7 protein-coding genes are annotated in these 14,438 nt (G+C 70.9%); 5 read left to right on the forward strand and 2 right to left on the reverse strand.

The features are described 5' to 3' along the window. Window positions 1-199 precede the first annotated feature (199 nt). A complete protein-coding gene (locus ACH4U7_RS41980) occupies window positions 200-553 on the reverse strand; it encodes an Rv3235 family protein (RefSeq protein ID WP_398533058.1) in 354 nt (117 codons plus the stop codon). A 718-nt stretch (window positions 554-1,271) separates the two neighbouring features. On the opposite strand from ACH4U7_RS41980, the gene ACH4U7_RS41985 reads away from it, so the two are divergent. Together ACH4U7_RS41985 and ACH4U7_RS41990 are read left to right on the forward strand one after the other, a co-directional pair. Further along, complete coding sequence (locus tag ACH4U7_RS41985) at window positions 1,272-1,778, forward strand: DUF6912 family protein (protein ID WP_089510726.1); 507 nt, start codon at window positions 1,272-1,274, stop codon at window positions 1,776-1,778. A 50-nt stretch (window positions 1,779-1,828) separates the two neighbouring features. Continuing rightward, window positions 1,829-2,491: an HAD family hydrolase gene (locus ACH4U7_RS41990; RefSeq protein ID WP_398533059.1), complete on the forward strand. Its 663-nt coding sequence runs from the start codon at window positions 1,829-1,831 to the stop codon at window positions 2,489-2,491. A 128-nt stretch (window positions 2,492-2,619) separates the two neighbouring features. Here ACH4U7_RS41990 and ACH4U7_RS41995 read toward each other — a convergent pair whose 3' ends face one another. Next, window positions 2,620-3,177, reverse strand: coding sequence for a DJ-1/PfpI family protein (locus ACH4U7_RS41995; protein ID WP_398533060.1), 558 nt, complete (start codon window positions 3,175-3,177; stop codon window positions 2,620-2,622). A 516-nt stretch (window positions 3,178-3,693) separates the two neighbouring features. Between ACH4U7_RS41995 and ACH4U7_RS42000 the strand changes: the two genes are divergently transcribed. From ACH4U7_RS42000 to ACH4U7_RS42010, 3 genes are all read left to right on the forward strand, one after another. Next, the gene (locus tag ACH4U7_RS42000; protein WP_398533061.1) at window positions 3,694-8,685 is read left to right on the forward strand and encodes an NAD-glutamate dehydrogenase; all 4,992 of its coding nucleotides are present in this window, start codon (window positions 3,694-3,696) and stop codon (window positions 8,683-8,685) included. Window positions 8,686-8,938: 253 nt separating this feature from the next. After that, the gene (locus ACH4U7_RS42005) at window positions 8,939-11,230 is read left to right on the forward strand and encodes a CDP-glycerol glycerophosphotransferase family protein (RefSeq protein ID WP_398533062.1); all 2,292 of its coding nucleotides are present in this window, start codon (window positions 8,939-8,941) and stop codon (window positions 11,228-11,230) included. 66 nt (window positions 11,231-11,296) lie between these two features. Continuing rightward, a complete protein-coding gene (locus tag ACH4U7_RS42010) occupies window positions 11,297-13,429 on the forward strand; it encodes a glycosyltransferase family 2 protein (protein ID WP_398533063.1) in 2,133 nt (710 codons plus the stop codon). Window positions 13,430-14,438 lie beyond the last annotated feature (1,009 nt).

The following is a 14,438-nucleotide window of genomic DNA, read 5'->3' on the forward strand; positions in this document are numbered from 1 at the left end:
TGATTCGGCTCAGGACGGGCCGGGACCCGCGCGGATGGCGCGGGTCCCGGCCCGTCGGCGTGGGTGGGTGCGTGCGGGGCAGCTGTGTGGTGGGGCTGTGCGGGCGGTTCCCGGCGCCCCGCCATGCGATCGGGACCAGAGAGGCCTGGGGCCGCTCCGCGGCCCCAGGACGGGGCTGTGGGGCCTTTGCGGGTACGGCCTAGGCGGTCGGGCCGATGTCGATGGCGGCGCAGCGCCAGCGGGAGTCGGAGCCGAGTTCCAGGCGGAAGGCCAGCGCACGCAGCCGGTCGCCGCAGGCGATTCGGGCGAACGCCTCGATGACCCCCTGACGCGGCTCGTACTCGCCGCAGCGCTGTACGACGGGGGCGCTGTCGCGGGCTCCCGGCGGTCGCAGCGGCGCCTGGGGCGCGAGCTCGATCAGCCGGTCGTACGCCGCCGGGAGCGTGTGGCCGAGCAGTGTGTGGACGGGGCGCTGGCCGCTCAGGGTGAGCAGCAGCTGGTTGGCGAACCAGTAGCGCGGCAGCCGCTCCCGCTCCCTTCGGCGGGCGGTCACGGCCGCCGTACGCGAAACCGGCCCGGGTGCGTACGAGGCGGGGCCGGGGCCCGCAGGCCGTCGCGAGTCACGGCGCCGTGGCGGCCCGCTGCGCGCCGCAGTGCCGGGGTGGGCGCTTCCGGCACTCCTGGACGCCGTGCCGCGCTTCGTGCCGCGCTTCGTGTCGCGCTTTGAGTCGCGCTTTGTGTCGCCTTCCGTGGCGGTGATCGGGGACGTTGTTCGGGGGGTCCTGTTCATGCGCCTCGCCGCTCTCCCGGGCCCGGTGAAGATACCGGGCAGTAGCTTGGGTCGGCAGTCTTCTATCGGTGCGCTTCCGGGACCGGCAAGGAGCGTCGGCCCCCGTGCGGGCCGGTCCGTGGGGTTCACCTATCCGGGTGGCTCGGCGTCCGAGGCCGGGCCCGGATACCTCCGCGGCCCGGCCGTACGGCTCCCGGCGGGCCGTCCGGGGGCCGTTCTGACCAGGGCGGACTCCCTCCCGGCGGAGAGAGCGGCGGCGGATGCCCGGCGCCCGGCGTGCCGGGCGGCATGGAGTCGTACGGGTGGTGGGGCGCGGCGGGGATTGCCCCCAATGGGGGACTGCGGGGGCCGGGCGCGGGCCGTGGGGGCACAGGGCATCGGCTCCCCGCGGGTGGGCCCCGGGGAGGGGGTGGCGAACGTATGCTGGCTGGCAGCTACAGGAAACTTCAGGAACTCCAAGGAACTCCAGGAAGCAGCAGCCATGCGCGTCTACGTCCCCCTGACCCTCCCCGGTCTCGCCGAGGCGCACAAGGCAGGCGAACTGGGCCCGGCCCCGCTGATCGCCTACGGGGTCACTCCCGCGCTGCGCGAGTGGTACGTCTCCGACGACATCGAGGAGCTGGAGTACGCCGCGCTGAGCCGCGCCGCGCAGGCGTCGCTGCGGCAGCTGGCGGTCGACCGGCAGGCGCCCCGGCGGCGGGTCGTGGTGGCGGTGGACGTGCCCGACGCGGACGCGGTCGCGGACCCGGACCGCGGACTTGACCACTCCTCCCTGGGGGAGGTGCGGATCGCGCTCCCCGTGCCGCTGGCCAAGGCCGCCGCGGTGCACGTCGACTCCGACGACGCCGAGCGGGACGTCGCCGCCGCGGCCGAGGCCCTGGGCGCGGCGGACATCGGGGACGACGACGCGCAGTTCACGGTGGACGGCGCCGAGGATCACGAACTGCTCTGGTACGACGCCAAGGAGATTCCCGATCTTGTCGGGTGAGGCAGGGCGGGACCGTCATCCGTGTCAGGCCCCTTGGGTACGTTCGTGAGATGGGGAAGAACGTGACGCACATCGTCTGGGACTGGAACGGCACCCTCTTTCACGACATCGACGCCGTGATCTCGGCCACGAACGCCTCGTTCGCCGAGATCGGTCTGCCCCCGATCACCATGGAGCGCTACCGCGAGCTGTACTGCGTCCCCGTGCCGCGCTTCTACGAGCGGCTGATGGGGCGGCTGCCCACCGACGACGAGTGGCAGGCCATGGACGAGGCGTTCCACCGCCACTACTGGGTCCTGGCCGAGGAGGCCGGTCTGGCGCTCGGGGCCAAGCAGTTGCTCGCCGACTGGCAGGCGGCCGGGCTCACCCAGTCGCTGTGCTCGCTGGCCGAGCACGAGCGGCTGATCCCCCTGGTGCGTACGCACGGCATCGAGCCGCACTTCACGCGCATGGACGGGCGTACCGGCCAGAGCGACACGGGCAAGGCGGAGCAGATGGTGCGCCATGTGGCCGCGCTGGAGGGCGTGCCGCCGGACCGCGTCGTGGTGATCGGGGACGCGGTCGACGACGCCGTCGCGGCGCGGCACGTGGGCGCCCGTGCCGTGCTGTACACGGGAGGCTCGCACAGCCGCGCCAGCCTGCTGGCCGCGGGCGTGCCGGTCGTGGACAGCCTGGAGGAGGCCGTCGCCGAGGCCGGGCAGCTGGTCGACTGAGCAGTTGGCCCGTTGGCCCGTCGGCCCGTTGGTCCGTTGGCCCGTTGGTCCGTCGGCCCGTTGGTCCGTTGGTCCGTTGGCCAGTGGTTCAGCCCCCGCCGGTCGGCCGTAGGGACGCCCCGGCTCCCCTACGCCTTGGCCCGCAGCACCGCGAGGAACTCCCGCATCCACGCCGGATGGTCCGGCCACGCCCGCGAGGACACCAGCGTCCCGTCGACCACCACTTCCGCGTCCTGGAAGTCCGCCCCCGCCGACTGCATGTCCAGCTCCAGCGCCGGATACGCGGTGACCCGGCGCCCGCCGAGCCCCCCGATCGCCGCCGTCAGCAGCGGTCCGTGGCAGATCTGGGCCACCGGCTTGTCCGCGTCGAAGAATGCCTTGAGGATCTTGCGGAGCTCGGGGTCGTTGCGCAGATACTCGGGGGCCCGCCCGCCGGGGATCACCAAGGCGGCGTACTCTCCGGGGTCGACCTCGGAGAAGGCGAGGTCGGCGGGCCAGGTGTAGCCGGGTTTCTCGGTGTATGTGTCGAAGCCCTCCTCGAAGTCGTGCACGACGAACCGCAGCGTCTTGCGGGTCGGGGCCGCCACATGGACCTCGTAGCCCTCCTCGCGCAGCCGCTGGAGTGGGTAGAGCACTTCCAGGGATTCGGCCGCGTCGCCGGTCACGAGCAGGATCTTCGCAGGCAAACCGCCCACCTCCACAGGTCAACAGGTCACGTCGACCGCCGGATGCGACACGCCGAGCACACATCGAGCGCAACCGGGCACACCGCGTGCCGGACACGACACGCCGACGGTCGAACAAGCCTCACCAATCACCGCATACGGCCACAGTGCCCCCGCGGCCGGGCTTTGCCAAGAGGCCCCGCCCGACCTGCGTCGCTGTCCATTACGTCAAACTTCAAGGCCCGGTTTTGTACACGAACGGCTCATGACGCTCCCCTGGGGTGGGGCGATAGCCTTACTGCGTGATCAGCGCGATAGGCCGTGGGGGCGATGAGGCCCCCGCACCGATCCCGGACTTCCACCGGGCTCGGGCCTCCGCTGACCGGTGCCGCCTGGGGCCTTGGTCACTTTCGGCCGAGTCCGCCCCGGCCATCCCCCGCACGGGCATATCGTCGTCCCAGACCGGATATCCCGCGTCGCGACGTCATGCCACCGCTATCGATGTCACGCAACGGCGCGCGACAGGAGCCAGAGGACATGCAGACCAAGCTGGACGAAGCCAAGGCCGAGCTGCTCACACGGGCCGCCCGGGTAGCTGAGAGCAGTCCTGCCGGGGGACAGCAACCGGTACAGGGACCAGGCCCCGAGACCCTGACCGCCTACCTTCAGCACTACTACCAGCACACGCCACCCGAAGACCTCGCGGGCCGCGACCCGGTCGACGTCTTCGGTGCCGCGCTTTCCCACTACCGCCTGGCCGAGTCGCGCCCGCAGGGTACCGCGAACGTCCGGGTGCACACCCCGACCGTCGAGGAGCACGGCTGGACCTGCAGCCACTCCGTGGTCGAGGTGGTCACCGACGACATGCCGTTCCTGGTCGACTCCGTCACCAATGACCTGACGCGCCAGGGCCGCGGCATCCACGTCGTCATCCACCCGCAGATCCTGGTCCGCCGCGACCTCACCGGGAAGCTGATCGAGGTCCTGGACGTCGCCCCGGACGGCCGGCCCGAGAAGCTGCCGCACGACGCGGTGATCGAGTCCTGGATCCATGTCGAGATCGACCGCGAGACCGACCGCGGTGACCTGAAGCAGATCACCGCAGATCTGCTGCGCGTGCTCTCCGACGTACGCGAGTCCGTCGAGGACTGGGAGAAGATGCGTGAGGCGGCGCTGCGCATCGCCGAGGGCCTGCCCGAGGAGCCCACGGCCGGCGAGGTGCGCCCCCAGGAGATCGAGGAGGCCCGCGAGCTGCTGCGCTGGCTGGCCGACGATCACTTCACCTTCATCGGCTTCCGCGAGTACGAGCTGACGCAGGCGCCCACCGAGGCCGGTGGCGAGGAGGACGTGCTGAGCGCCGTGCCCGGCACCGGCCTCGGCATTCTGCGCTCCGACCCGCACCACCGGGACACGGACGAGAGCGCGCACGCCGGGCTGCCGGCGGCCGCCGACGGCACCGCCGGGCGGCCCGTCTCGCCGTCGTTCAACCGGCTGCCGGCCGACGCCCGCGCCAAGGCGCGCGAGCACAAGCTGCTGGTCCTCACCAAGGCCAACAGCCGCGCCACCGTCCACCGCCCCTCGTATCTGGACTACATCGGCGTCAAGAAGTTCGACGCCAAGGGCAATGTGATCGGCGAGCGGCGCTTCCTGGGCCTGTTCTCCTCCGCCGCGTACACCGAGTCCGTGCGCCGGGTCCCGGTGATCCGCCGCAAGGTCGAGGAGGTCCTGGAGGGCGCCGGGTTCCAGCCCAACAGCCACGACGGCCGGGATCTGCTGCAGATCCTGGAGACGTACCCGCGCGACGAGCTGTTCCAGACCCCGGTCGACCAACTGCGGTCCATCGTGACCAGCGTGCTCTACCTCCAGGAGCGCCGCCGGCTGCGGCTGTTCCTGCGTCAGGACGAGTACGGGCGCTACTACTCCGCCCTGGTCTACCTGCCGCGTGACCGCTTCACCACCGAGGTGCGGCTGCGGCTGACCGACATCCTGCTGGAGGAGCTGAACGGCCGGGTGCCGGTCGACTTCACCGCCCTGCACACCGAATCGGTGCTCTCCCGACTGCACTTCGTGGTCCGCGTCCAGCCCGGCACCGAGCTGCCGGACCTGACCGACGCCGATGTCGAGCGCATCGAGGCCCGGTTGGTGGAGGCCGCCCGCTCCTGGGCCGACGGCTTCGCCGAGGCGCTGACCTCCGAGGTCGGCGAGGAGCGCGCCGCCGAGCTGCTCCGCCGCTACCAGCACGCCTTCCCCGAGGGCTACAAGGCCGACCACTCGCCGCGCGGCGCGGTCGCCGACCTTCAGCACCTGGAGCGGCTGCAGGACAGCGACCGGAACTTCGCGGTCAGCCTGTACGAACCGGTGGGGGCGGCGCCCGCCGAGCGCCGCTTCAAGATCTACCGCGTCGGCGAGCAGGTCTCGCTGTCCGCGGTGCTGCCGGTGCTCACCCGGCTCGGCGTCGAGGTCGTCGACGAGCGCCCGTACGAGCTGCGCTGCTCGGACCGGACCAGTGCCTGGATCTACGACTTCGGGCTGCGGCTGCCGCGCCACGACGGCGACGGCCTGGCCGATGACGCCCGCGAGCGCTTCCAGAACGCGTTCGCCGCGGTGTGGACCGGGCAGGCGGAGAACGACAACTTCAACGAGCTGGTGCTGGGCGCCGGGCTGACCTGGCGGCAGGCGATGGTGCTGCGCGCGTACGCGAAGTACCTGCGCCAGGCCGGGTCCACCTTCAGCCAGTCGTACATGGAGGACACCCTCCGGACGAATGTGCACACCACCCGGCTGCTGGTGAGTCTGTTCGAGGCGCGGATGTCGCCCGAGCGGCAGCGGGCCGGCACCGAGCTGACCGACGCCCTGCTGGAGGAGCTGGACGCGGCGCTGGACCAGGTGGCTTCGCTGGACGAGGACCGCATCCTGCGCTCCTTCCTCACCCTCATCAAGGCCACCCTGCGCACCAACCACTTCCAGAAGAACCAGGACGGGCAGCCGCACGCCTACCTGTCCATGAAGCTGGACCCGCAGGCCATCCCGGATCTGCCCGCGCCGCGCCCGGCGTACGAGATCTGGGTCTACTCCCCGCGGGTGGAGGGTGTGCATCTGCGCTTCGGCAAGGTCGCGCGCGGCGGTCTGCGCTGGTCCGACCGGCGTGAGGACTTCCGTACCGAGATCCTGGGCCTGGTCAAGGCGCAGATGGTGAAGAACACCGTCATCGTGCCGGTGGGAGCCAAGGGCGGCTTCGTCGGCAAGCGGCTGCCCGACCCGGCCGTCGACCGGGACGCCTGGCTGGCCGAGGGCATCGCCAGCTACAAGACCTTCATCTCCGGTCTGCTCGACATCACCGACAACAACGTCGGCGGTCAGGTCCAGCCGCCCAAGGACGTCGTCCGCCACGACGGCGACGACACCTATCTGGTCGTCGCCGCCGACAAGGGCACCGCGACCTTCTCCGATATCGCCAATGAGGTCGCCCAGGCGTACGGGTTCTGGCTCGGTGACGCCTTCGCCTCCGGCGGTTCGGCCGGCTACGACCACAAGGGCATGGGCATCACGGCCCGCGGCGCCTGGGAGTCCGTCAAGCGGCACTTCCGCGAGCTCGGCCACGACAGCCAGACCGAGGACTTCACCGTGGTCGGCGTCGGCGACATGTCCGGCGATGTGTTCGGCAACGGCATGCTGCTCAGCGAGCACATCCGGCTGGTCGCGGCCTTCGACCACCGGCATATCTTCCTCGACCCCAACCCGGACAGCGCGGTCTCGTACGCCGAGCGCCGCCGCCTGTTCGAGCTGCCGCGCTCCTCGTGGGCCGACTACGACGCCTCGCTGCTCTCGCAGGGCGGCGGCATCCACCCGCGTACCGCCAAGGCCATCCCGATCACCGCGCAGGTGCGGAAGGCCCTCGGCATCGAGTCGCGGGTCGCCAAGATGACCCCGGCCGATCTGATGAAGGCCATCCTCAAGGCCCCGGTCGACCTGCTGTGGAACGGCGGTATCGGCACCTACGTCAAGGCCTCCACCGAGTCGCACGCCGACGTGGGCGACAAGGCGAACGACGCCATTCGGGTGGACGGCCAGGACCTGCGGGTCAAGGTCGTCGGCGAGGGCGGCAACCTGGGTCTGACCCAGCTGGGCCGGATCGAGTTCGCGCTCAACGGCGGGCGGATCAACACCGACGCGATCGACAACAGCGCCGGTGTGGACACCTCCGACCACGAGGTGAACATCAAGATCCTGCTCAATGAGCTGGTCCGCGAGGGCGATATGACGGTCAAGCAGCGCAACAAGCTGCTGGCCGAGATGACCGACGAGGTCGGCGCGCTGGTGCTGCGCAACAACTACGCCCAGAACGTCGCGCTCGCCAACTCCGTCGCCCAGGCCCCCAGCCTGCTCCACGCCCACCAGCGGGTGATGCGCCGGCTGGGGCGCGAGGGGCGTCTGGACCGCTCGCTGGAGTTCCTGCCCACCGACCGCCAGATCCGGGAGCGGCTGGCCGCCGGGCGCGGGCTGACCCAGCCCGAACTGGCCGTGCTGCTCGCGTACATCAAGATCACGGTGGCCGAGGAGCTGATCACCACCGACCTGCCGGACGACCCGTATCTGCAGCGGCTGCTGCACGCGTACTTCCCGCAGGCGCTGCGCCAGAAGTTCTCCGAGCACGTCGACGGCCATGCGCTGCGCCGGGAGATCGTCACCACGGTGCTGGTCAACGACACGGTCAACACCGCCGGTACGACCTTCCTGCACCGGATGCGCGAGGAGACCGGCGCCTCGACCGAAGAGGTGGTGCGCGCCCAGACCGCGGCGCGCGCGATCTTCGAGCTCGGGGAGGTCTGGGACGAGGTCGAATCCCTCGACAACAAGGTCCCGGCCGAGGTCCAGACCCGGATGCGGCTGCACTCCCGGCGCCTGGTCGAGCGCGGCACCCGCTGGCTGCTCGGCAACCGCCCGCAGCCGCTGGAGCTCGCCGAGACCATCGAGTTCTTCGGTGAGCGGGTCGCGGCGGTCCGCTCCCAGCTGTCCAAGCTGCTGCGCGGCGCGGATGTGGAGTGGTACCAGAAGATCCACGACGAGCTGACCGCCGCCGGGGTGCCGGACGACCTGTCCTCGCGGGTGGCGGGCTTCTCCTCCGCCTTCCCGACGCTGGACATCGTCGCCATCGCCGACCGGGCGGGCAACGAGCCGCTGTCCGTCGCCGAGGTGTACTACGACCTCGCCGACCGGCTGCGGATCAGCCAGCTGATGGACCGGATCATCGACCTGCCGCGCGCCGACCGGTGGCAGTCCATGGCCCGCGCCTCCATCCGCGAGGAGCTGTACGCGGCGCACGCCGCCCTCACCTCCGATGTGCTGTCGGCGGGCGACGGGGGTGCCACGCCCGAGCAGCGGTTCAAGGCGTGGGAGGAGAAGAACGCGTCGATCCTGCAGCGGGCGCGCACCACGCTGGACGAGATCCAGGGGTCGGAGACCTTCGACCTGGCGAATCTCTCCGTCGCCATGCGCACCATGCGCACGCTGCTGCGCACCCAGCGCTGAGGGGGCTGCCGTGAGGCGCTCGCTGTAGAGCGCTGATCGGCACCGCCGAGCGTTGACGAGCATTGACGAGCGTTGACCCATTTGCCGCGCCGCCCGGGGCCCGCCCCGGGCGGCGCGGCGCGTTCATCAGGGCGCTCCCGTCAGCGCTTCGCGATCTTTTCACCCCATACATCGCCTTATCGGGCCTATCCGGACGCGTCACCCTATAGTGGGCAGACGGTGAGCGCTGTTCTCTCCTGTCCGGAGGTGTCCCATGCCCCGATTCAGCATCGTCATCGCCGCCTATCGAGTGCAGGGTTTTCTGAGCAGCTGCCTGGACTCGGTGCTGACCCAGTCGTTCGAGGACATCGAGGTGGTGGCGGTCGACGACTGCTCTCCGGACCACTGCGGCACGATCGTCGACGAGTACGCGGCCCGGGACAGCCGGGTCGTCCCCGTCCACCAGCAGGTCAACTCCGGGCCCGGCCACGCCCGTAACGCCGGGGTCGACCAGGCCACCGGCGACTATCTGCTCTTCCTGGACGGCGACGACACCCTCGCCCCCGGCACCCTCCAGGGCCTCGCCGACCGGCTGGACCTCTGTGAGGACCCGGACATCCTCTACTTCAACCACGTCCGCACGTACTGGTGGGACCGCACGGAACCCAGCCTCTTCGGCGGGCTGCTGGCCTCGGCCGGGACCGATGTCTTCGCCATCCAGGAGCGCCCGGAATTCCTGCGGATATTCGCGATGTCGTCCAATCGCGTCTACAACCGCGCCTTCTACACACGCCACGGCTTCGCGTTCAGCGAGGGCATCTACGAGGACGCCCTGCTCTCGTACAAGACGATGCTGACCGCCGAACGAATAGCCTGCGTGGACCTGGTGGGCCTGGAATACCGCCAGCGGCGCGCCGGCGCCAGCACCAGCACCCCCGGCGAGAAACACTTCGCCATCTTCAAGCAGTACGCCCGACTCTTCGAATTCCTCGACGGCAGACCGCATCTGGAGCCGCTGCGCCCGATGCTCTTCGAACGGGCCGTCTCGCACTTCCTGTTCTGTCTGGGCCGCCGCTCCCGGGTGGCGGCCCAGGACCGGCCCCGCTTCTTCGACCGGGCCGCCGCGTGGTACCGCGACCATGTGCCGGACGGATTCACCCCGCCCGCCGACGCCGAATGGCGCTTCGAGGCGCTGGCGCGCGGGTCCTTCGTCCGCTACCGGGAGCACGAGCTGACGGAGCGGGCGGCGGCCGGGGCCCGCAAGCTCAAGCGGATGACCCGGCGGCCCCTGGCCGCCCGCGCCAAGCGGAGCCTGTACCGGGTCCACCGGCGGCGGTCGGTCGACCCCAACCTGGCCGTGTACTCCGCGTACTGGGGCCGTGGAGTGCTGTGCAACCCGGGGGCGATCTACTACAAGGCCAAGGAGCTGGCCCCGGAGGTGCACGGCCTGTGGGTGGTGCGCAAGGCGGCGGTCGACTCGCTCCCGGAAGGCGTCGACTACGTCATCTCCGGGACCCGGGACTTCTATTGGGCGATGGCCCGCGCCAAGTACTTCATCAACAACGTCAATTTCGCCAATGACGTGGTCAAGCGGCCGGGCACGGTGCATTTGCAGACCTTCCACGGCACGCCGCTCAAATGCATGGGCCTCGACCAGCAGCGCTATCCGGCCGCCGCGTCGGGGATGAGCTTCGGCAATCTCCTCAAACGCGTCGACCGCTGGGACTACGCGCTCTCCTCCAACCGGCATTCGAGCGAGGTGTGGGAGCGCGTCTATCCCGCCTCGTACCGGCTGCTGGAGTACGGATATCCGCGCAACGACGTCTTCTTCTCGGCCTCGGCCGAGGACGTCCGGCGCATCCGCAAGGAGCTGGAGATCCCGGACGGAGCCCGCACGGTCCTGTACGCCCCCACGATCCGCGACTACCAGAAGGGCTTCACGCTCCGCCTGGACCTCGAGCGCTTCAGCCGCGCCCTGGGCCCGGACGCGGTGCTGCTGGTGCGGGCCCACTACTCGTACCAGCCGCAGGCCGGGCTCCGGCAGCTCCAGGAGGCGGGTCTTGTGGTCGACGTCTCGCGCCACCCGTCGGTGGAGGAGCTGTGCCTGGCCGCCGATGTGCTGGTCACGGACTACTCGTCGATCATGTTCGACTACGCCAACCTGGACCGCCCCATCGTCGTCTACGCGGACGACTGGGACATCTACCAGGCCACCCGCGGCGTCTACTTCGACCTGCTCTCGGGGCGGCCGGGCGATACGCCGGGGCCCGTCGCCCGTACGGAGGACGAGCTGATCGCCGTCTTCCGCGACGACCGCTGGCGCGACGACGACGCGACCGCGCTGCGCACCGCCTTCCGGGCCCGCTTCTGCCAGTTCGACGACGGCCACGCGGCCGAGCGGGTGGTACGGACCCTGATGCTGGGCCAGGACGCGGCCGAGGTCGCTGACAGCGCAGCCCAGCCGTCGGTGTTCCAGCGCCATGACCTCCCCGTCAAACGGGGCCTGATCACCGGCGTGCCGTCGCATGCGGCGCGGCCCACGCCGCTGTCTCCCGACCACAACTGACCCCGCAGCCGACCCTGCGGCCGACCCCGCCACGACCATGCCGTGAACCCGGAGACCGGAGCACCCATGCCCTCTGCGCCCCCTCCCCGCGTCAGCGTGATCGTCCCCGCCTACAACGCCATGCCGGAGCTGACCCGCGCCATCACCTCCGCGCTCGACCAGACGCTCGGCCCGGACCGTATCGAGATCATCGCGGTGAACGACGGCTCGACCGACGGCACCGGGGCGGAGCTGGAGCGCCTTGCCCAGGGGCGGCCCGCGCTCCGCGTCGTCCACCAGGACAACTCCGGCTGTGCGGGCGGCCCGCGCAACACCGGTCTCGACCTCGCGCGCGGCGACTTCGTGTTCTTCCTCGACTCCGACGACTACCTGGGTCCTGACGCGCTGCGCCGCATGGTCGCCATGGCCGACGAGAACGGCACCGACGTCGTCCTGGGCAGGATCGCCTCGGTCGGCGGGCGCGCCGTCCCCCGGGCCGTCTTCAGCCACAACCAGCCCCGCACCGACGTCTTCTCCTCCGCCGCCTATCTGACCCTGGGCCCGTGGAAGCTGTTCCGCCGCTCCCTCATCGAACGGCTGCGGCTGCGTTTTCCGCTCTTCCGCAACTGCGAGGACAAGCCGTTCACCGTGGCCGCCTATCTCAACGCCGCCGGTATCTCCGTGGTCGCCGACTACGACTGCTACTACGTCCGCTACCGCGAGGACCGCAGCAATCTCACCCTCACCGCCGGCGACCTCGTCCACCGCATGGACGGCATCGGGCTGTGCTTCGAGACCGTGGCCCGCTATCTGGAACCCGGTCCGCGCCGCGACCGCGTCATGCGCCGCCACGTCGAATGGGAGCTGTGCGGACCGCTGCGCGGACTGCTGCCCCGCGAGAGCCAACAAGACGCGCGCGAGCGCTTCTATCCGCGGTTCCGGCACTGGGCGCGGACCTGGGCGAGCGACGAGATCTGCCGGCAGATCGACGCGCCCGACCGGCTGCTGATCCATCTGCTGCGCGCCGACCGCTTCGCGGACGTCCTGACGGTCGCAAGGAACGCCAAGGAGGACGCGCGGCGCGGCCATGTGATCGACAAGGGCCGCGTCTACTGGGCGCACCCCTTCTTCCGCGACCCGGACGCCGCGGTCCCCGACGACTGCTTCGACGTCACCGACCGGCTGCCGGTCCACCACCGCCTCGACGCGGCGCGCTGGCACGACGGCGGCGGCGACGGCGGCGTGCTCCGGCTGACCGGCCACGCCTATGTCGAGCATGTCGCCGCCCTCCAGCCGTGCACCGAAGTGGTCCTGCGCAAGTACCAGTCGGACCGCCCCGAGGTCCGGGTGCCCACCACCCCCCGTGCCGCCGCCGGTCTGCCCGGCGACGGCGCGTACGAGGACGCGGGCTTCACCGCCGATATCGACCCGGCCACCGCCGACGGCGGGGCACCGCTGGAGCGCGGTCTGTGGAACGTCTACCTGGACGTGCGCGCGCAGGGCGTCAGCCGGACCGTACGGTTCGGCGGCACCCGCGAGGGCGGCGAGGCCACCCATCCGAAGCCACGGAGCGTCAGCGTCACGGAGGGGTCCGACGGGCGGACCACCGTCGTCACGCCGTACTTCACCCCGTACGGCAATTTCTCCCTCGACGTCGGCCAGGTCGCCCACCACCTCGACGCCCCGTGCCAGGTCACCGAGGCGTCCTGGCGCGGGGGCCGGAGCGGCGTCCTGGCCGTCAGCGGGCGGCTGACCGCCGCGGACGCGGGGGAGGTGCTGCTGCGTGCGGAAAACGGAAGCGGCGAGGTGCGCGAGATACCGGCGCGGTGGCATGACGAGCCGTCGGGTGATTTCACGGTCCTGCTGCCCGTCAGAAGGCTCACCCGGGGTCTGTGGACGCTGACCCTGGTGACGGGCGGCGACGGCCCCGAGCCGTGCCGCGCCACGGCCGTGCCCCGCTTCGGCGGTCTGGCCGGGACCCGCTGGTTCCGCTTCGGCCGCCCGTACTACGCCAAACCGCTGTGCTGGGGCCCGGCCATGGCGCTCGCCTTCGAGGTGGCGCCGGTCAGGGTCGCCACGGCCGCGCGGCGGCGACTGCGGCGGCTCCGTCCTTCCCGCGCCGTGCGGCGCCGCGCGCCGCGGCGGGGTATTGCGCGGCCCGGGACAGACGGGACAGGTGGATCGCCCGTACGAGGTACGGGGCGAGCGCCAGCAGGGTGAGCAGACAGGCCCCGGTGGCGGCCGTCAGCCCTGCCACCACCCATCGGGCGTCGCCGGTGGCCAGCGTCCCGGTGAGGCCGAGCAGCGCGGTCAGCTCGTATACGAGCATCCGCTGCCCCGGCCATTCGGTGAGCGACCGCAGCGGCCGGTCGGCGATGCCCGGAAGACGCGGTGCGACATCGCAGGCCGCGAGCGGAAAGCGGAGCCGTCTGCGAATCATCGTGCGCATCGCGGAGTGCAGCGCCTGGCCGCCCAGCAGGCACGTGACCAGCGTGATGGCGGCGGTCAGACCCGTATGGCCCGCCAGGTCCAGCCGGGCGAGCAGCAACAGCAGGACGACGCTGCGCACCTCGAAGCGGTGGGTCTCGCCGACGTGCAGCCGGCTCAGCCGGTCCATCAGCCCCGGTTCGGTGCGGTGCAGAAACAGGTCGCACACCACGCCGAGCAGCGCTGCCGCGGCGAAGGGCCAGCCCGCGCCGCACAGTGCGGTGAAGGGGGTGGCCGCCAGGCAGCCGGCCATCAGGACGAAGGCCGCGAGGCCGACGGTACTTCGTATGCCTAGGCGCTCCATGACACGTCTGCCCTTCACCGTTGATCAGTTGTACCGACTGATCACTCTAGGCGAATGCTCTGATCTATACCTTTTGTGCCACTCCAGAGTGGTATGACCCTTTGGCCCGGGCGCGCGGCGGGCCAAGGCCACCTGGGGGCCAGGGCCTGCCCGGAGCCTGCCGGAGGCGTACCCCCGGTGGCCGGGCGCCGGGTACGGGGCGTTCCGGCCGCCGGGGAAGGGTGAGCCGTCGGGCGTGGGAGGTTCGGAAGGCGAATCCGCGGGTTACTGGCGTTGATCACGCCGCCGTGCCGGCCGACGCCGGCAGACGCGCAGATGGGATGACGGCGATGTTCTGGGCGGTGAACACCTGCCGGATCTCACCCATGATTCGTGCAGCCTCTTACTGATAGAGGAATTCAGACCTTCCAAATATATCTGGAGGCTGTTGAAGTGGAA

This window comes from Streptomyces sp. NPDC020845, from assembly GCF_044334165.1.
Taxonomy (GTDB): Bacteria; Actinomycetota; Actinomycetes; order Streptomycetales; family Streptomycetaceae; genus Streptomyces.